Origin of the sequence: Candidatus Kuenenia stuttgartiensis (genome assembly GCF_900232105.1) — a bacterium.
GTDB lineage: Bacteria > Planctomycetota > Brocadiia > Brocadiales > Brocadiaceae > Kuenenia > Kuenenia stuttgartiensis_A.
This window is the reverse complement of record NZ_LT934425.1, coordinates 812,601-830,592: the sequence shown is the minus strand read 5'-3', so window position 1 is coordinate 830,592 and position 17,992 is coordinate 812,601. Positions and strand designations below refer to the sequence as shown.

The 17,992-nt window shown below is 40.6% G+C and carries 19 protein-coding genes; 3 read left to right on the top strand and 16 right to left on the bottom strand.

Annotated features, from left to right (window positions below):
- Window positions 1-584 precede the first annotated feature (584 nt).
- Window positions 585-1,022, bottom strand: a complete 438-nt coding sequence (locus KSMBR1_RS03790; RefSeq protein WP_099324131.1) for a nucleoside deaminase — start codon at window positions 1,020-1,022, stop codon at window positions 585-587.
- A gap of 52 nt (window positions 1,023-1,074) precedes the next feature.
- Window positions 1,075-1,554: a nucleoside deaminase gene (locus KSMBR1_RS03785; RefSeq protein ID WP_230408068.1), complete on the bottom strand. Its 480-nt coding sequence runs from the start codon at window positions 1,552-1,554 to the stop codon at window positions 1,075-1,077.
- A 196-nt stretch (window positions 1,555-1,750) separates the two neighbouring features.
- Between KSMBR1_RS03785 and KSMBR1_RS03780 the strand changes: the two genes are divergently transcribed.
- Window positions 1,751-1,975: a DUF2905 domain-containing protein gene (locus KSMBR1_RS03780; protein ID WP_099326968.1), complete on the top strand. Its 225-nt coding sequence runs from the start codon at window positions 1,751-1,753 to the stop codon at window positions 1,973-1,975.
- A gap of 10 nt (window positions 1,976-1,985) precedes the next feature.
- Here the strand turns inward: KSMBR1_RS03780 and KSMBR1_RS03775 are convergent, their stop codons facing one another.
- From KSMBR1_RS03775 to KSMBR1_RS03710, 14 genes are all read right to left on the bottom strand, one after another.
- Window positions 1,986-2,594: a phosphoribosylanthranilate isomerase gene (locus tag KSMBR1_RS03775; RefSeq protein ID WP_099324130.1), complete on the bottom strand. Its 609-nt coding sequence runs from the start codon at window positions 2,592-2,594 to the stop codon at window positions 1,986-1,988.
- Window positions 2,595-2,816: 222 nt separating this feature from the next.
- Window positions 2,817-4,394, bottom strand: a complete 1,578-nt coding sequence (gene purH, locus KSMBR1_RS03770) for a bifunctional phosphoribosylaminoimidazolecarboxamide formyltransferase/IMP cyclohydrolase (protein WP_099326967.1) — start codon at window positions 4,392-4,394, stop codon at window positions 2,817-2,819.
- Between the two features lie 22 nt (window positions 4,395-4,416).
- Window positions 4,417-5,352, bottom strand: coding sequence for an MlaA family lipoprotein (locus KSMBR1_RS03765; protein ID WP_157820367.1), 936 nt, complete (start codon window positions 5,350-5,352; stop codon window positions 4,417-4,419).
- Between the two features lie 152 nt (window positions 5,353-5,504).
- On the bottom strand, window positions 5,505-6,107 hold the full coding sequence (locus tag KSMBR1_RS03760; RefSeq protein WP_099326966.1) for an MlaC/ttg2D family ABC transporter substrate-binding protein: 603 nt from the start codon (window positions 6,105-6,107) through the stop codon (window positions 5,505-5,507).
- Window positions 6,108-6,111: 4 nt separating this feature from the next.
- Entirely contained in the window at window positions 6,112-6,558 is a 447-nt protein-coding gene (gene mlaD, locus KSMBR1_RS03755; protein ID WP_099326965.1) for an outer membrane lipid asymmetry maintenance protein MlaD, read from the bottom strand.
- A gap of 211 nt (window positions 6,559-6,769) precedes the next feature.
- Window positions 6,770-7,516: an ABC transporter ATP-binding protein gene (locus tag KSMBR1_RS03750; protein WP_099324128.1), complete on the bottom strand. Its 747-nt coding sequence runs from the start codon at window positions 7,514-7,516 to the stop codon at window positions 6,770-6,772.
- A 13-nt stretch (window positions 7,517-7,529) separates the two neighbouring features.
- Window positions 7,530-8,312, bottom strand: coding sequence for an MlaE family ABC transporter permease (locus KSMBR1_RS03745; RefSeq protein ID WP_099324127.1), 783 nt, complete (start codon window positions 8,310-8,312; stop codon window positions 7,530-7,532).
- 334 nt (window positions 8,313-8,646) lie between these two features.
- Window positions 8,647-9,663: a flotillin-like protein FloA gene (floA, locus tag KSMBR1_RS03740; protein ID WP_099324126.1), complete on the bottom strand. Its 1,017-nt coding sequence runs from the start codon at window positions 9,661-9,663 to the stop codon at window positions 8,647-8,649.
- A 166-nt stretch (window positions 9,664-9,829) separates the two neighbouring features.
- Window positions 9,830-10,834, bottom strand: a complete 1,005-nt coding sequence (locus tag KSMBR1_RS03735; protein WP_099324125.1) for an Rpn family recombination-promoting nuclease/putative transposase — start codon at window positions 10,832-10,834, stop codon at window positions 9,830-9,832.
- 287 nt (window positions 10,835-11,121) lie between these two features.
- A complete protein-coding gene (mutS, locus tag KSMBR1_RS03730) occupies window positions 11,122-13,734 on the bottom strand; it encodes a DNA mismatch repair protein MutS (protein ID WP_230408037.1) in 2,613 nt (870 codons plus the stop codon).
- Window positions 13,731-14,198 carry a GIY-YIG nuclease family protein gene (locus KSMBR1_RS03725; RefSeq protein ID WP_099324124.1) on the bottom strand — a complete coding sequence of 156 codons (468 nt, stop codon included), beginning with the start codon at window positions 14,196-14,198 and terminating at the stop codon, window positions 13,731-13,733. The genes mutS and KSMBR1_RS03725 overlap by 4 nt, the downstream gene beginning before the upstream one ends.
- Before the next feature lie 116 nt (window positions 14,199-14,314).
- Window positions 14,315-15,313, bottom strand: a complete 999-nt coding sequence (locus KSMBR1_RS03720; protein ID WP_197705322.1) for a hypothetical protein — start codon at window positions 15,311-15,313, stop codon at window positions 14,315-14,317.
- Between the two features lie 280 nt (window positions 15,314-15,593).
- Window positions 15,594-16,454 carry a hypothetical protein gene (locus KSMBR1_RS03715; RefSeq protein ID WP_157820366.1) on the bottom strand — a complete coding sequence of 287 codons (861 nt, stop codon included), beginning with the start codon at window positions 16,452-16,454 and terminating at the stop codon, window positions 15,594-15,596.
- A 193-nt stretch (window positions 16,455-16,647) separates the two neighbouring features.
- Window positions 16,648-16,944, bottom strand: coding sequence for a hypothetical protein (locus KSMBR1_RS03710; protein ID WP_099324122.1), 297 nt, complete (start codon window positions 16,942-16,944; stop codon window positions 16,648-16,650).
- Between the two features lie 495 nt (window positions 16,945-17,439).
- Between KSMBR1_RS03710 and KSMBR1_RS03705 the strand changes: the two genes are divergently transcribed.
- Both KSMBR1_RS03705 and KSMBR1_RS03700 read left to right on the top strand, forming a co-directional pair.
- The gene (locus tag KSMBR1_RS03705) at window positions 17,440-17,688 is read left to right on the top strand and encodes a type II toxin-antitoxin system HicB family antitoxin (RefSeq protein WP_099324121.1); all 249 of its coding nucleotides are present in this window, start codon (window positions 17,440-17,442) and stop codon (window positions 17,686-17,688) included.
- Window positions 17,689-17,749: 61 nt separating this feature from the next.
- Window positions 17,750-17,914 (top strand): type II toxin-antitoxin system HicA family toxin, encoded by a 165-nt coding sequence (locus KSMBR1_RS03700; RefSeq protein ID WP_197705321.1) that lies wholly within the window; start codon window positions 17,750-17,752, stop codon window positions 17,912-17,914.
- Window positions 17,915-17,992: the final 78 nt, after the last annotated feature.

Genomic DNA, 17,992 nt, shown 5'->3' with positions numbered 1-17,992 from the left:
AAAGTGTTACGATAATTTACAAGTGCAAGTAATAGAAAGTAAAGGACAAAATCATGCGAAAAAATTGTTTTTATGCAATGATCGGTAACAATTTGTTGCCGAATAAACTTGCCACTTTAAAAAAATGATTATAGGTAACACTTTAGTTTTTTGAAAAAATATAGGCGAAGTATTTGCTGCAAATTGTCATAAATGCATTCATACCCAAACGGGCAAATGTTTCGTCCCTACACTATGCGGTAAACAGCGCTATTATTAGAATTTTTAAAAAAACTAAAGCGTTACGATTATTGAGTTTTTTAAGTAAAGTAAATAGCACGTGAAATTGTGCAAGCATTAACCAGCCTATCGCCTTAATCTTGCTCCAAATAGATATCATAGATACCTCAGAGGGCATTCCTGATTTTTTGTGACTTCCGCTGGTTTCGGTGAAACATTGCAGAATATTAACCCTGACAGGGTTTGAATCCCTGTCAGGGTTGTTTCGTCCTAACCTCATGAACGGTTACAAAAAATCGGGAATGCACCCATATCTAGCGTGTTAGTGGAAATTTGATTCTCCGGCAGTTTTATATTATTTGTTTCTACTGAAGCTCTCCGATATCTTCATTCCACAGTTCAGGATTGTTTTGTATAAAATCTTTCATTAACTGTTTACACTCTTCAATGTTTAAATCAATGATTTCTACCCCATGCAGTTCCATAAATTCTTTTGCGCCGCTAAAGGTTTCCGATTCTCCTACAACGATTTTTTTTATGCGGAATTGTACAATTGCTCCGGCACAAAGGTAGCAGGGCATGAGGGTGGAATAAAGTGTTGTACCACTGTATTTCCCTACCCTTCCTGAATTGACAAGGCAATCAATTTCCGCGTGCGCTATAGGGTTGTTTTCCTGCACGCGCTTATTGTGTCCCCTGCCAATAATTTCCCCGTCCTTTACCAAAACGGAACCGATGGGTATGCCTCCTTCCAGCAATCCCTGCTTTGCTTCTTCTATTGCGGTGCGCATAAAACGATCCATATGCTGTTTTCTCCTGTCCTGAAACTATGCTCAAAAAACCGAATTGTTGCGTTTAATAAATTCTTCTATTCTGTTGTTTAAGCCACAAGGCGAAAAGCGCAATATTTTCTTTCGGGAGAACGTTCCCTTTTATTTCAACAGGGCTTCCGCCGTTTTTTTTCATGGCTTCGTTGGAAATTGAAAGTTCATTAAATCCAATTGCTAACGCATCTTTAATGCTGGCGCCGTACACAATTTTTGCTATCCTTGCCCAGTGGCACGCAGAAAAACACATGGGACAGGGTTCGCAGGTGGAATATATTGTGCAGCCGGATAAGTCTACCGTGTTTAATATTTTGCAGGCTTCTCTGATTGCGATAATTTCAGCGTGGGCGGTAATGTCTGTATTCTTCCATACATGGTTATGGACACAGCTTATTAGCCGATTGTTTTTAATTATGCATGCGCCAAAAGGCGTTTGGCCGTCAAGGATTCCTTCTTTTGCCTTGTTTATGGCAAGGCACATCCATTTTTCGCAGGTGGTTTCTTTCATAATCGTCAAAAATTCCTCTTCTCGTATACTATTCCGTCGCATTGTACAAAGTATCCGGCAATCGGGCAAGAAATAGTTTGCAAATAATAATTATAATAGTGAGTGTTTTTGCGGGATGCTTCGGGCGGTTGCATTCTCAGTGGTTTATAATATAATCGTTAATAATGTTTTTTTGGATTGGGAAGGGGGGGGTATTATGGGCGAATTTGGTTCGTTTGGAAAGGTTCTGATAATAACAGGCATTATCCTGATTATTGCCGGCGCCTTGTTTTTGTTTGTAAACAAAATTCCGTTTTTAGGAAGGCTTCCCGGAGATATTGCCGTGCAAAAGAAGAATTTCAGTTTTTATTTTCCCCTCACTACGTGTATTATTATCAGCATTGTTCTTTCTATCATAATGTGGCTGCTGGGCAGGAAATAAAAGGGGTGGTTTACTGCCACTTCGCATTTGTTATAAATTCCTTTATGAGAGATGCGTTTTTTGTTCCCGGAGAGGATTCTACCCCGGAAGACACGTCCACTGCATAGGGGGAGACAATGCGAATTGCTTCCTTTACATTATCGGGAGTCAACCCACCCGATAAAATAATAGTTCCGTATTTACACGCCTGTTTGGCAATTTCCCAATTAAACGTTTTTCCGGTGCCTCCCATAACTCCTTTTATATAGCTATCCAGTAAAAAGGCGTGAGGTTTGTAATTAGCCAGTTGTTTTAAGTCATTTTCATCCTTAACCCGGAATGCCTTTATAATCTTGTATCCCTTTAAATCGTTTAAATAGGGGGGGGATTCGTTGCCGTGAAGCTGCACGGTGTGTATGCCGCAGAAATTACAAATCCCCCTGATCTTATCGGCTTGCTCGTCAGCAAACACTCCTACAAGGGAAACGAAGGGAGGCAATGCTGCAACAATATCCCTTGCTTGTTCCTTTGTTACCTGACGGGGGCTTATTGCAAAGACAAATCCCAGTGCATCTGCACCGTATTCCACTGCAGTCTCCGCGTCTTTGATGTTTGTGATCCCACAGATTTTTATCCTCATGTACTCACCTTATGATACTTAAGCTGGCGTAGCCAGAATAAAACAAGCACGAGATAAAAAATACGAAATTCGAAGTACGAGATACGAAACAAATTCGAATGACAAAATGATTTGAAATTCTAAACAAGTGCTTCTTTCGTATTTCGTGCTTCTAATTTCATCATTCTGCTGACTGCCGATGGCAGACTGTCGATTATGGACTGCCGGCTTTTGTATGGGTTTCTAATGTTTGAAATGCCGTTGTCCGGTAAGTACCATGCAGATTCCGTGTTCATCAGATGCGGCAATTGATTCATCATCCCTGTTAGAACCTCCTGGTTGAATGATGGCGGTTATTCCTGCCTTTGCAGCAACATCAACGCAGTCCCTGAAGGGGAAAAAGGCATCGGATGCCATCACGGCGCCTTTCGTTCTTTCGCCGGCCTTTTTTATGGAAATTTCCGTAGAATCAATTCTGCTCATTTGCCCTGCACCGACTCCCACAACCGCTTCGTCTTTTGCCAAAACAATGCAGTTTGATTTAACATGTTTGCAGATAGTAAACGCGAAACGAAGATCAGCCATTTCTTGTTCGGAAGGCTGCTTTTTCGAAACTGTTTTAAGATTTTCAGGTTCATAGAGGGAGATGTCCCTGCTTTGCAAAAGGACGCCTCCGCCAACGCCTTTTATTTCCTGAATCCTTGCGTCTCTCGTCTTTGCCGAAAGGGGACCTGTCTTTAAAAGCCTTAAACTGTTCCCCCATTTTCTTTTTGTTGTAAGTATTTCAATGGCTTGCGGATCGTAATCGGGAGCTATTATTGCTTCAACAAAATGCCCCGGTCCGGTAATTGCCTCAGCGGTTGCCGCATCTACGTTTTTGTTTAATCCCAGGATACATCCGAATGCGGAAACAGGGTCTCCGTTATATGCCTTTGTAAATGCTGCCGCCAGTGTATTTGCTGAAGCTGCGCCGCAGGGATTGGTATGTTTTATTACGATGGCGGACGGTTTTTCAAATTCTCTTACTAATTCCAATGCTGCGTGAAGGTCTATTATATTATTGTATGAAAGCTCTTTTCCGCACAATTGCTGCGCATTGGAGACGCATGGTTCGTTTATATTTTCTTCTGCATAAAAAGCTGCCGATTGATGCGGGTTTTCACCATAACGCAATGACTGACGTTTAATATAATCAAGGGACAGCGCCGTTGGATACCCGCCTTTTTCTTCCCCAAGACTGTCGAAGTAATTTGCAATGACTCTGTCATAGCGTCCTGTTGTTCTGAATGCTTCAACGGCCAGTTCAAAGCGCATTTTTTCAGAAATATCGTTATGCCCTGCCTGTAGTTCCCCGATAATAAATTCATAACGCTTTGGGTTGACAATGACGATGACATCCCTGTAATTTTTAGAGGCAGAGCGTATCATGGAAGGCCCTCCGATATCAATATTTTCTATGGCTTCTTCCATGGAAACGCCTTCTTTTGCAATTGTTTTTTCAAAAGGATACAGATTTACCACCACCATATCGATGGGTTTTATCCCCAGTTCTTTCATTTGTTTTTTGTGGGAGTCATTATTCCTTAATGCCAGGAGTCCTCCATGCACCTTCGGATGCAGTGTTTTCACACGGCCGTCCATAATCTCCGGGAACCCTGTATATTCTGAGATTTCAATTACGGCAATGCCGTTTTCCTTCAGTAATTTACAGGTACCTCCGGTGGAAATTATTTCTATGCCTAACGATTGTAATTCTTTTGCAAACGTTACGATTCCTGTTTTATCTGATACGCTGATAAGCGCCCGTTCCAATTTTGCCATATTTTTCTTCTCCTTTTCGCTGTTATTCCTTGATCTTTTTGATTCGGTTTTTTGTATAAGCATCCTGGAGTGCAATGTAGGGGTCGATGGCAGGTTTTGTTATTTTTTCATACGCGTCTTCCGCTTCCAGAGAACCGGTGTTTGTGACATCATACGCATTAATTCCGAATCCCTCTATGGGCGCAAGAAAGAAGTAAGTGACCCACGTTATCGGGTTAAGAAGGGTATCTCCCGCAAGTCCTACGGTATCCCGCACATTGGATGGCCCGAAAAATGGCAGTACTATGTATGTGCCTTCTCCCATATTAGCTTTGGCAAGAGTCTGCCCAACGTCTTCGTCATATTCCTTTAAATCAAATCCGGCCTTTGCCACATCAAAAAAACCTGCAAGCCCCAGTGTGCTGTTAATGGTAAAACGCAACAATTCTGTGCCTGCGCCTTTCCCCTTACCCTGGAACAGACAATTGAAAAAGCGCCCCGGCATTTGTAAATTAGTGTAAAAATTTCTCACACTCTTTCTTGCAGGTTCAGGTACGACAAAGCTGTATCCTTTATATACGGGTTTAAAAAGATAATAATAGAATTTGTCATTCAAGACAAACATAGCGCGGTTAAATGGTTCGATTGAATCTTTTATCTGAAGGTATTCTTCGTCTTCCCCGAAGTCGTCTTCATATTCAATCTCTTCTTCTGCGTCAGTTGCTTCTGTTGTTTCCTCTGGCACTTCGGTTTCAGCAACATCCAAAGCTTCCAATGTGATTTCTTTTGGTGCGTCATTATTTTCTACGGATGAAATTTCCTCAGAAGTGTTGTTTGCCTCTTTTGCAAAAACAACTTCCATTTCAACTCCGACTGCTTCCCCATGTTTGTGCATATCTGTATTCTCTTTAACAGAGTCACCTTCGGTCTTTGATTCATCGTTAGGTGCAATTTTCGCGGCATATTCTTCAGATGCCATTGTGGTTTTCATCCTCAAAGAAATAGTTAAAAACGGGAGAGTGAGTATAAAAATAAACGACAATAAAACGGGGAATTTCACTTGTATGCTCCTGAAGTTAAGGTTGATGGGAAATAATTGTTTAGTCTGCCTGTTAGTGCCACAAGGGGGGTCTACTCTTCGGTGATTTTTTTCTTCAGCCGTTTTATTAATTCTGCATAGGGTGATTTCACAAGGATGCTGCTAAACTGGCTGCGGTAATTATTTACCAGGCTCACCCCTTCAATAATCACATCATATATCTTCCATTTACCGTCGTTACTCATCATACGAAAATCCACAGCGGCTTCTTTGCCGGTATTTAGAATGAAATTTGTTTGTATTGTGGCGTATTTCCCTCTTTCCTTTTCCCCGACCAGAACAATTTTCTTTGCCGAATAAGTGCCTGTTTCTCCCAGGTAGGTATTTTTGAGAATACTAGTAAACAATCCTATGAATTCTGCTTTTTCTTCGGGGCTGATTTTTTGCCAGTATTGCCCGAGTGCCCTTTGCGACATTTCAGTAAAATTAAAAATATTGGTAAGCTCAGCCCATAACTTTTCTTTACGTTCCTCTTTTTTATCTTCTCCTTTAAGGGTTTCATCTTCTAATATTGCCATCCCACTTTCGATATATTTCATGACCAGTGCGCCTGTTTCGCCTGCCAATAAAGAAGAAACGGGCGCCAGAAGTAATGCGAAAACAAGCAGATTTAATGCAATTCTTTGATTTTTCATGTAATTAATCTCCAACTTTTCCAAAAACAAAATTTCCAATAAGCTTTTCTAAATCAAGGGGCGGCTCTGTTTCTATCAAGGTGCCGCCATGTTCTATTATGTGGTCTGAACCGCCCGGTGTAATTTCAACGTATTTTTCGCCTAAAAGTCCTTTCGTGCGGATAGAGGCAATGGCATCTTCCTGTAGTTTTATGTCTTTTCTGATTTTCATAGATACCACTACTTCGTAATTTTCGAGCACTATGTTATCGACCTTGCCTACTTCAACACCGGCTATTTCCACGGCAGTATTTTTTTTGAGTCCTTTTACCGTGCTAAAAATGGCATTCACCTGATAATAATTATCGCTTAAAAAATTGATCTTGCCAAGCTTTACCGAGATATAACCCATGCAAAGTATACCACAGAAGATAAATATACCTACGGCAATTTCGACATCAAATTTTTTCATAAATTTCACCTTTGTTAACAAGAGGCATAAATAAATTATTTGTGACAGTTCAGCAGTCCATCGCAAAGGACGCAAGGAAAAAACGATAGAAAATTTCAAAAAAGGGATATCTTCTGCAATAAAATCATAAAGTTTTTCAGAATTCGCAACCTTTAGCTTCTAAAAATAATAACTTTTGCGCACTTTGTGCCTCTGTGACGAACCATTACAATTATTTTATAGAAATAGGGCCTTCCAGTTCCCCGTGAATAAACTGGTGTACGATAGGGTTTTTTGAATCTTGTATTTCCTGCGGAGTGCCTTCCGCAATGATTTTTCCGTTATATAACATTGCAACACGGTCAACGAAAGAAAATACTTCGGGAATTTCATGTGTCACCATAATTGCCGTGAAGTGTAAATTCTTTTGTAATGACCGTATCAAATTGTGAATTGCTTTTGCGATCAAAGGATCGAGTCCTGTCGTAGGTTCATCAAATAAAATTATTTCCGGTTGCATTACCAGGCACCGCGCAAGGGCAACACGTTTTTTCATCCCGCCGCTGATTTCTGCCGGGTATTTATTTTCAGCACCGGAAAGTCCCACATTGGCAAGTTCCCTGAATACCGTTTCCCTTATCTCCAATGCCTTCATCCTCGTCTTTTCTCTGAGGGGAAATGCTACGTTTTCAAAGACGGTAAGAGAGTCGAAAAGTGCTCCGCCCTGAAAAACGACGCCAAATCGCTCTTTCAGACGTTTTAATGCCTTTCTCCTCAATTTGCTAATATCCTGATTATCCACCAATACTTTGCCTTTATCAGGTTTTGCAAGCCCGATTATGTGCTTTAACAGCACCGACTTTCCCGTCCCGCTACCACCAATCAATGCCAACATTTGATCGTCTTCTATCTTTAAATTGACTCCACGTAGTATTTTGTGTTCATTAAAGCTTTTGTGTAAATCGACGATCTCTATCATTTTTTGTTTAAAGCTATGCAACCAGTAAAGATGTCATAAAATAATCCCATATAAGTATCACAACGGAGGAAATTACCACGGACTGCGTTGTGGCTTTGCTTACCCCCTCTGCCCCATATCCTGTATAAAATCCTTTATAGCAGGATATCCATGTTATTAAAACGCCAAAACTCAGCGATTTATAAAATCCTTCAAAAACGTCCCTTGCCGCGACAAAATCGTTGATGCCGCCAAAGTAGGTGCCGCTCGATACGCCCATAAGCCCTACGCCGACCGCATAGCCACCAAAAACTCCAAGGACTACAAAGATCGCATTCAGGAGTGGGAGTGATATTACTCCGGCTATAATATTGGGTATGATAAGATATTTGTATGGGTTTAAAGCCATAGCGTCAAGCGCATCTACTTGTTCTGATATCCTCATAATTCCAATTTCCGCTGTTATTGCAGAGCCTGCTCGTCCGGTAACCATTAATGCGCAAATAACCGGCCCTAACTCTTTGATCAATGACATGGCTACCGCAGGCCCAAGCCTTGCTTCTGCCCCAAACTTTATTAATACGTAATACATCTGTAAGGCTAGCACCATTCCGGTAAATGTGCCGGTTAAGACGATGACAAGGACCGTCTTTACCCCGATGAAATTGATTTGTTTGATAATCCGCCTGAACAGATAAGGGGGGAATAACATATAAAACAAGGCGTTCGCAAAAAAACACCCCATTTTTCCCAATTCTCTGATGAATTTATGGAGGGAGTTTCCTATAATTTTAAAGGGGAAAAAGATTTGATTCATCTGTGATTGAAAATATCATTTATGGTGTAAGCAATTAATTAATGTTAACATTGTCCTTGTGAGACTTTAAGATCGAAAAATGAAAGAATTTCAAATAAGTAATATTTACATAAGAGGAGTAATTTAGCATAAACTTTTTTCATTATCAAGGACAAACACGTATGCCGCATGACGTTTCTTGGATGCGTGTTACTTTAACAGTAATTTCTTTACATTTTTGGCAAAATATTTAATTGTCCCTTCTGCAGTAGGCAATCTGCAATCTACAATCGGCAGATTGCAGATTGCAGGCTGAGGACTGTTTTCGTGCTTGTTTGGTTCTGGCTTTGCCAGCTTAGGGTGTGCCTTGTTTTGAAAGCGCTGATTTCATTTCAGTATCGGCTTCAATATTTTTTATATGACAATAATCCATTATGCCCATATTCCCTTCGCGAAATGCCTGCACAATTGCTTTTGGCACTTCGGCCTCTGCCGTGAGTATTTTTACCCTGCTCTCTTCCGCAAGCGCTTTTGCTTCCTGCTGGCGTGCAATGGCGGCCTTTTCCCTTTTTTCCGCTTCCACAAGCGCTACTTTTCTATCTACTTCCGTTTGCGCAGATTGCAATTTTGCCCCTATGTTTTCACCAACAGTGATATCGATAATGTTAATTGAAAGTATGGTAAAGGCTGTATCGGCGTCCAGCTTCTTTTCCATTACATATAGTGAAATGAGATCCGGTCTTTCAAGGACTTTTCGATAACAGTCCGATGACCCGATAGCGGTAATGATGCTTTCCCCCACCCTTGCAGTGATGGTTTCTTCCGCAGCGCTCCCCACCAGTTTTTCAATATTGGTACGCAGGGTAATGCGTACCTTTACTTTTATTTGAATACCATCTTTTGTTATTGCGTCGAGCGTTGAAGAACCCTTTGCCGGATCCGGACAGGCAAATTCCCTTGGATAAATACCGGCCTTGACTATGTCGAAAATATTTCTTCCTGCAAGGTCTATAGCACAGGCATTATCGAAGCTAAGCTCTATATTTGCTTTGCTTGCTGCAATAATGGCGTGTACTGCCTGATCAACATTTCCTCCAGCAAGGTAATGTGCTTCCAGGGACGAAGGTGCGATATCTATCCCCGCTTTTTTTGCCATAATACAATATTTTACCATCGATTTAACATCGATGCGTTTCATGGCCATGCCAATTATTTTCGAAAAGGAGATAGCGGCTCCGGAAGAAATGGCATTTATATAAAGCCTGCCGTACGTTAAAAAAATGAATAAAATGGCGAAAATAAACAAAAAGAGCAATAAATAGAGCGACAATGAAATTGCTACTGGAAGAAGAAGGAGTGGCGAATATTGCATAGTTTTCCCTTGTATGAAATTTTTTAAACAAATAATTCGGGCAACACGTTAGTTTTTTGAAAAACGTATTACCGATAAGCTACGTAGGAACAGTCTGTTACACTTTCCAGAAACTTTAACCCTTCATCCTCTTCAAAATACTGCCTCCCTATTTCAAAAAACCCCTTTAGAGCAGTTTTTCAATTTCTTCCATATTCTTCGCTATTTTCACCGCTTCCTTTATTGCCTCCAGCTTCTCTATCACTACTATTTTCCTGATACGTTCCAGAAGCTTTAAACCTTTAACGCCATACTTTAGCTCCAAACCAATCTCTATCGCTTCTTTTAGGCCTTCTATCCTGCCTTTCCTCTCGCCCTCTATTGCACCTTCCGCTCTACCTTCCACTCTACCAGCTATTTTGCCTTTTTCTATTAATTTAGCTGCTATTGTCATACTTAATTTACCTCCTTCTTCCGATATCTCCTTTAGGGTATCTATTACCCGTTTTTCCGCTATATCCGACGCATAGTACAAATACCTGATTGCACTTTCCAGAAACTTTAACCCTTCATCCTCTTCAAAATATTGTATCCCTATTTCGAAGAAACCCTTTAGCTTATCTTCCAAATACTTCTCATCAAATATGTTCCTCATTAATAACATGGTTATTTGAAGGGATACCCTTCTGAAGACCCTGTCTTTTATTTCCTCATTACTATAGCAACTTATATCCGTCAGCAGATATTCAAACTCCGGTATAAACCTGTAGAATACTTCGTCTATCCCTTCAAAATATTCTCTGAACCTCCTGACTTTCCACGCCTCTTTACCATGATACAATATCACCGGAATTACCGGTATGAGCCTTTGTGCCTGCTTGCTGTTTGCTTCCCATATCTTTAAAAGGTATTTCATCAACTGCAGATATGGACATGCCAAGGCATAACTCTTATGCTCAAATAAAAGGGTTATCCTGATCTCTTTTTCTTTACAGAAACAGGTATATACAATGTCTGAAAAATGTTCTCTGAGTTCCTCGTCGATATATGAGCTATTATCCTGTGTTAAAGTGGATAAATCCAGCTTTTTTAAAATTTCCGGCGGAAATCTCCCGCTAAGAAAATCGATTGCATTTTCTCGTATGGAAAACGTCTCTTTGAAGAATTTGTCGTGAGGATTGAGAATTTCCATAGATGATCTTTCTATAACCCGCCGGGGATTTCTTTCGAAGAGCCAAAACGGTTGCTTTTTATTGCATATATTTGTACTAAAAAAAGGAGAAAAAGCAAGAGATGTCTTTTATTTAGCAACAATTTAGCTTTTCGAAAAATCTAATAATAGCGATGTTTGCCGCATAGTGTAGGGGCGAAGCACTTGCTGTAAATTGTCATAAAGGCGTACATACCCAAACTGGGAAATGCTTCGCCCCTACTTTTTCAAAAAGCTAAATTGTTACTTCATTATCCGTTTTTTGTTCATTACTCATCTTCATAAAGCCTTTTCTTTAATTCGGCAAGTTTATTTAGGGCGTCAGCCGGCGCTATTTCATCGAGAGAAAGTTTTTTTATTTCATCGATTACCAAATCTTCCTTTGAGGCAAAGAGTTTTCGTTGACGGGGCTTTTTTACATGGTCTGTTTTTAAAGGGGCAAACTTCGGTTTGCCGTTTATGTCTAAGGTCGCCGCTTCCAGGTTGTTCAAAATAGAGCGCGCACGCTGAATAATCTGCTTCGGTATTCCTGCAAGCCGCGCAACATGTATTCCGTAGCTTTTATCTGTTCCGCCTGCAACAATTTTTCGCAGGAAGATTATCTCTTCTCCCCATTCCTTCACCGCGACATTGAAATTCTTAATGCCGGCGAAGAGCAGCGATAATTCCGTTAATTCGTGATAATGTGTGGCAAATAACGTTCGTGCCCCGATATTTTGGTAAATATATTCTGTAATTGCCCATGCAATGCTGATACCGTCAAAAGTGCTTGTCCCTCTTCCTACTTCATCTAAGATAATCAGACTACGTTCTGTGGCATTATTCAGGATGTTTGCGGTTTCATTCATTTCCACCATGAAGGTGCTTTGCCCTTTTGATAGCTCGTCGGATGCGCCGACGCGCGCAAAAATACGGTCTACAGTGCCGATAGTCGCATTTTTTGCCGGGATAAAACTGCCCATTTGCGCCATAATTACGAGAAGCGCCGTTTGGCGGATATAGGTGCTTTTTCCAGCCATGTTGGGACCAGTTATGACCATCGTCTTATCCTGGACGCCGTCTAAATTTATATCGTTAGGCACAAACCTTTCTCTATCAAGTTCCATAGTAAGCACAGGATGGCAGCCGTCGTTTATATTGAGTTCCAAACTGTCTGTAATTTCAGGCATGGCATATCTGTTTTCTACTGCAATCTTAGCCAATGTTGACAGGACGTCAATTTGGGCAATTGCCTCTGAAATGCCCTGGAGCTGTTTCGTAAAAGTGCCCGCCTTGTCCCGTAATTGAATAAAAAGATCATATTCCAGGTCTTTTGCGCGTTCTTCCGCGGTGAGCACTTTTGTTTCATACTCTTTTAACTCCGGCGTGATATACCGCTCGGCATTCTTTAAGGTTTGTTTTCTGATATAGGCAGGGGGGATATTTTCCCGGTGAGTGTTGGTAATTTCAATATAATACCCAAAAACCTTGTTGTATCCTACCTTAAGGGAATTAATATTTGTCCTGGCAATTTCTTCCGCCTGAAAATGTGCAATCCATTGTTTTCCATTTTTGGATATGTAGCGTAGTTCATCAAGCGCTGCATCATACCCTTCTTTAATAATACCGCCTTCTTTGAGAGAATGCGGCGAATCAAGTGATATTGCCATGCCTATCAGCGTTCTTAATTCATCAAGGGGGTCGATCTCCTTTTCTCTGTCTGAAATAATAGCGGTGATAAAAAAATCCAGTTTTTCCTTGAGTTCCGGCAATTTTGAGAGAGATTGCTGCAGCGATATGAGGTCGCGTGCGTTTGCACGTCCGCAGCTTACCTTTGCCGCAATCCTTTCAATATCATAAATATCGTGTAAGATGGCGATGATTTCTCTTCGCAACTCCGGTTTTTCGGTGAATTCTCTTACCCCAAGCTGGCGATATTTGATCTCATCGTGATTTTTCAGCGGGCTTATGACCCAATCCTTAAGCAATCTTGCGCCCATAGGTGTTTTTGTCTGATCAAGCGCTCCAAGAAGCGATCCCTCGCGGTTTTTGTTTCGGATAGTTTGTGTTAGTTCCAGGCTTTGTTGCGTCGCCCTGTCCATAATCACCCGGTTGTTTGTTTCGTACTTTTGTATTTTGGCGATGTGTTTGAGCGACGTCTTTTGTGTCTCTTTCAGGTAATGCAATATTGCGCCTGCGGCGCCCAGGGCAACTCCTGCGTCCTGGCATCCGAATCCTTCCAGGGAATGTGTGCCGAAGTGTTCCAATAATGCCTGATAGCCGGTGCTTTCCGAGAATTCCCAGGCGGGCAGCGGTGTAATCATGGCATTGCATTCGGTTCTTATCCTTTGTGTGAAGGTGGCGTTGCTTTCCGTAATATCGTCGGGCAGCACTATTTCGGAGGGGTTTAACCGGGCTAATTCGTCAAAAAGGCGTTCTTCCCGAATATCTTCAATTTCAAATTTTCCGGTTGACAGGTCTATCCATGACAAGCCAAAAATTTCCTTATCCTTCCACAGTGCCAATAAATAATTATTGTTTTTACCATCAAGGAGCGCATCTTCTGTAACCGTGCCCGGGGTAATGATTCTGATAACCCCGCGGTCAACAATTCCTTTCGCCTCGCCGGGGTCTTGCAGTTGTTCGCAGATCGCCACTTTATGACCTGCTTTGATTAGTTTTCGGGTATAGGATTCTGAGGCGTGATGAGGAATGCCTGCCATAGGAACCGCATTTTCACCCTTGGAACGGGAAGTAAGGGTAATCCCTAATATCTTTGAGGCAATTTTTGCGTCTTCAAAAAATAATTCATAAAAATCGCCCATGCGGAAGAAAAGCAGCGCATCTTTGTGATCTTTTTTGATCTCATTATATTGGCGTATCATAGGGGTTTCAGTGATCATTTGCTATACCTCTCATCTTCTCCATTTGTATTATAGTGCCTGCATTCCAGCAAGGCAAATTTGCCTTTGAAAGAAGCCAATGCGCCAGAGGGATTATCCGGGAAAAAATAAAGGTGTGTGATGCATGAACAGTCTGATGAACCAAAACCTTTTATGGGAAAAATTGCCTTTGGTAAAGAGGCAATCTTATGCCCCAGTACACATTCAAGACTTTTATCCTTCGCGTAAGAATACACTGTTATGATTTGTCCGTAATCCAGCAGGTAGTCAATGTGCCAGCGGTTGTTTTTTGTTTGACGCAAATGCCGTTCAATTCTTAGGCGCAGGCTGTTTTGTGCGCTCCCAACGTAGACGTAAAAACCCGCCGGAAAATGAAACGTGCCTAATTTGCCTATGGGTATTTCCCGTTCCTGAGAAAGTTTAATTATAAGGCAATAAATTCCTTTTTTTACAGAAAAACCCATTTCTTCCCGCAGGTTAAATTAGAGGTTCAGGTTGCAAACTCACAACAAGTTCCCCGAATAGTATAAATGAATATGTTATAAATGGGAAGTCAGTATTTTTATACAGGTTCCGGTTATTAAAAATAGCCCATAATGAGATTTTTGAGGACGCCGTATTGTAATTTTCGGATTAATGCCTCCAGCACCTCTTCCGCATTCTCATTGGAAACCTGGCATGTTCCGGCGTTTGCGTGGCCACCTCCGCCATGTAACGACATTATTTTCCCGATATGTGCCTTATACGACCTGTCGATAATGGATTTCCCCGCCACAAAGATGGTTTTGTTACGAGCGGTATCAGACAGGATATGGAGCGACACGTTGCATTCCGGATATAACGCATATACAATAAACCTGTTGCCGGGATAAATTACGTCTTTATGCCGAAGGTCAATTACCACTAAATTGTGATATATGGAAGCACGTCGTAAAACCTGTTCTTTGCACTGATCGACAACGGAAAAATAGATCTCAATCCTTTCCTCCATTTCAGGCAAACCGAGTATTTCCAATATGGTGTGATTTTTACAGTAGTCAACTAATGTAAGCAACAACTGGTAATGCGAAGACCGGAACTTTCCGAATTTTTCAAGGCCGGTTCTTTGATCGATTATGTAATTCAAAAGATTCCAGCCTGCAGGATAAAGAATTTCATACGTAGTGAAGTTGGAGGTGTATCCTTTATCTACCGCGGATAACAACTCATCACTGATGTCAGAAAAACTTTTCCCTCCCTCGAAATAATTATATACCACCCTTGTAGTTGATGGGGTATTGGTGTCGATAATGAAATTGTTCTTTTTGCCAACGCTGTTTTTTATGCTACCGGGATAATTGTCAAATACCAAATAGGCTTTCTCTCTATAGGGTAATCCTGCCATGATATCATTGCTTGTGATTTGAATATTTCCACTTTCGATTTCTTTTGGATGGGTGAAGAGGATGTCTTCTATTATCCCCAGCGACTTAAAAAGAATCGCACATCCCAAACCGTCAAAATCGCCCTTTGTAACTAACCGGTATTGTTTTATGTCCATGTTTAGTACCTTATCAGTAATTTCTTTGCACACTTCCATTCGTCAGTGCGTGCTTTTTGGCAAAATATTTACTGGTGAAATCCGGTAACTGTGAAATCCGAAGCACGAAACACGAAATCCGAAACAAATTCTAATGACAAAATGATTTGAAATTCTAAACAAGTGCATCTTTTGTATCTCGCATTTCGCGCTTCATATTGTTGCCTGCCTGTGCGTGATCGCACGCAGACAGGGAAGTTTTGGGTTTGTTTTGAATTTTATGCTTTGTTATTCGGATTTGTTTCGTACTTCGTATTTCGTATTTCCCCAGTTGGTTTGACTATACTTTCAGTTTTTCAATAGGTAAAAGTTCTGCACTACTGCACATATCGATGATGTGTTTCCATGTCTTTTTGAGTCTTTGATAATCGTTAATGCTTCCGGAAATTTCATGAATAAGGGAGGTTATATATTCTTCATCCTGTATTTTTTTGCCAATAGATTTGCAGTATTTATTTTCAAGGGTAAGCAGGGTGTTTCCGTAATGTAAAATATGTTGTTTTGTGTTTTCAAAATTCATTCCATGGTAGAGCGATTCAAATGAAATTGTTCGCGCCCATGATTCTAAATAGGCAAGAATGGAGTGTTTGTTGCTTTTATATTTAAAATGTTCGTGAATAACGGATTTCCGGCTTTTCACTACCTGGCGGCCTTTTTCAATAACCCTTTGGGCGACAAAGGTATCGTCGATGCCTGGCGCTTGTTTTATGATTGGGCAAACGATATCCTCGTAAATATTATCAATAACAAAATTTCCTCCGCGTATATTTTTTACGATTTCAAGATGGTGTTCAACGTTTTCGTCCATCGCATTTTCTGTTGCTGTATCCTTATGCTTCAGATAGCGTAAAGAGCTTTCGCCGTGGTGACCCAATGCCGCCAAAAATCTTAATTGGTCTTCCCGGTTTTCTATAAAGGTAAAATTTATGCCTCGTACCCCCGTGTACGGCCCGCTCACGATTGATATTTTTCGTGAACCTTTTTCCCCGCCAAGTATTTCAAAGTGGGCCTTAAATATGGCGCCATCAGGGCGGGTATCGTCGTCAAAGAAAAATATTGATTCCGCACCCAAATACTTTGCGAGGAGAAAGCATTTATTTCTTGACGCCCCGTACCCCGAGGCAGTTTTTAGTATAGTCAAACAAATCTGATTTTAGAACCTTAGCGGTAATTTGGCTTTTTGGAAAATGGGGGCGAAGCATTTGCATGCGTACAGCATAATTCCTTCAACGTAGCGGGGTTGACGTATGTACAGCATTTTACGTCTCTCTCTTATATGCAGGCAAATGCTTCGCCCCTACCTGTAATGTTTTTCGAAAAATAGATTTATTTGACTATATCTCAATGGATTTACGGTCGATACCCCTTTTTGCCAGTTCACAAAAAAACATCTTTTGTTCCTCTTTTCCGAAATGATACAGCGCAATCTTTCCTTTGAGACGATTCTTTACTTCTTCAAGGTATATGCGGTTCTTTTCATAGATAGGGCTTTCGGAATTATCGACAATGCACATTGGCATGACAAAGCCTTCAAGCATCATTTGTTGCAGGTAACATTCAACGGATTTTGATGGTGCAATATTGTGTATGGTAGGTATAATGGCTACGCACGTATCTTTTATAGAACCCATTTTGTTTCAGATAGATAAGAATGAAATGATTGCATGAAGTTATTGCTGTCTGAAAGTCTCATCTGTTAACATATTTAATCATGTTTAACAATAGTATTTTTATAACGCATTAGTTTTCCGGCATAATTTTTCAATAAGTTTGTTAAGGAGGCAAAAAATGACCGCCAAAGAAACGGAAAAAAGTATTCAGGAGATATGGAATTTATTTAAGGACATTTTTTTGGTAACAATTTAGTTTTATGAAACCGTAGGGGTGATGCATTTGCATGTTTGGGCATGAACGCATATATGCCAGTTATTGCAAATGCTTCGCCTCTACACCGTGCGGCAAAACAATGTTATTATATTATTGGAATTTTTCAAAAAACCAAAGTGTTTAGGAATGTTAAAAAGAAGAGAAAAGCTTGGTTAAAATCTGTGTTAACCGTTCGACTGAGCTCACTACGAAGTCTGCGCTCTGTGGATTGAAAAAGAACTTTTTGGGGATAAATACTTATGATTACTGAATATATAAACGAGGCATTAAAAAAGGCACATTATGAGATAATAGAAGACGAAGAACCTTACTATGGTGAGGTGCATGGGCTTAACGGTGTCTGGGCTACGGGCAAAACACTTGAAGAATGCAGAAATAACTTGAAAGAAGTTATAGAGGGTTGGATTCTTATTAGTATTAGAAAAGGGCTTTCTATGCCAAAACTTGGTAATACTGAAATTAAAGAAGTAGAGGAAGTAAGTATATAAATGCCTAAACTTACTCCCACTTCTTATAATGAACTTGTGAAGAAACTAAGAATGTTCGGCTTTGAAGGTCCTTATGGAGGCGGAAAGCACCTTTATTATGGTAAAGGGCAGTTTAAGACTAACAATTCCAAATCCTCACAGGAAAGAAATAAGTATTGATCTGTTAACAGGAATAATCAGGCAAGCAGGGATTACAAAAAATGATTGGATAAAGAACGAGGTATAAACAGAAAAGGTTTTTTCCACAGCAGGGGGGGGTGAACTGTTACGATTTTTTAATCGGTGAAATCTGTGGTTTCTTTTG

Bases quoted from the DNA above. Each gene is read 5' to 3' on its own strand.
- KSMBR1_RS03790 (WP_099324131.1), bottom strand. From the start codon at position 1,022: ATGGATCGTTTTATGCGCACCGCAATAGAAGAAGCAAAGCAGGGATTG.
- KSMBR1_RS03785 (WP_230408068.1), bottom strand. From the start codon at position 1,554: ATGAAAGAAACCACCTGCGAAAAATGGATGTGCCTTGCCATAAACAAG.
- KSMBR1_RS03780 (WP_099326968.1), top strand. From the start codon at position 1,751: ATGGGCGAATTTGGTTCGTTTGGAAAGGTTCTGATAATAACAGGCATT.
- KSMBR1_RS03775 (WP_099324130.1), bottom strand. From the start codon at position 2,594: ATGAGGATAAAAATCTGTGGGATCACAAACATCAAAGACGCGGAGACT.
- purH (WP_099326967.1), bottom strand. From the start codon at position 4,394: ATGGCAAAATTGGAACGGGCGCTTATCAGCGTATCAGATAAAACAGGA.
- KSMBR1_RS03765 (WP_157820367.1), bottom strand. From the start codon at position 5,352: ATGGCATCTGAAGAATATGCCGCGAAAATTGCACCTAACGATGAATCA.
- KSMBR1_RS03760 (WP_099326966.1), bottom strand. From the start codon at position 6,107: ATGAAAAATCAAAGAATTGCATTAAATCTGCTTGTTTTCGCATTACTT.
- mlaD (WP_099326965.1), bottom strand. From the start codon at position 6,558: ATGAAAAAATTTGATGTCGAAATTGCCGTAGGTATATTTATCTTCTGT.
- KSMBR1_RS03750 (WP_099324128.1), bottom strand. From the start codon at position 7,516: ATGATAGAGATCGTCGATTTACACAAAAGCTTTAATGAACACAAAATA.
- KSMBR1_RS03745 (WP_099324127.1), bottom strand. From the start codon at position 8,312: ATGAATCAAATCTTTTTCCCCTTTAAAATTATAGGAAACTCCCTCCAT.
- floA (WP_099324126.1), bottom strand. From the start codon at position 9,663: ATGCAATATTCGCCACTCCTTCTTCTTCCAGTAGCAATTTCATTGTCG.
- KSMBR1_RS03735 (WP_099324125.1), bottom strand. From the start codon at position 10,834: ATGGAAATTCTCAATCCTCACGACAAATTCTTCAAAGAGACGTTTTCC.
- mutS (WP_230408037.1), bottom strand. From the start codon at position 13,734: ATGATCACTGAAACCCCTATGATACGCCAATATAATGAGATCAAAAAA.
- KSMBR1_RS03725 (WP_099324124.1), bottom strand. From the start codon at position 14,198: ATGGGTTTTTCTGTAAAAAAAGGAATTTATTGCCTTATAATTAAACTT.
- KSMBR1_RS03720 (WP_197705322.1), bottom strand. From the start codon at position 15,313: ATGGAAGTGTGCAAAGAAATTACTGATAAGGTACTAAACATGGACATA.
- KSMBR1_RS03710 (WP_099324122.1), bottom strand. From the start codon at position 16,944: ATGGGTTCTATAAAAGATACGTGCGTAGCCATTATACCTACCATACAC.
- KSMBR1_RS03705 (WP_099324121.1), top strand. From the start codon at position 17,440: ATGATTACTGAATATATAAACGAGGCATTAAAAAAGGCACATTATGAG.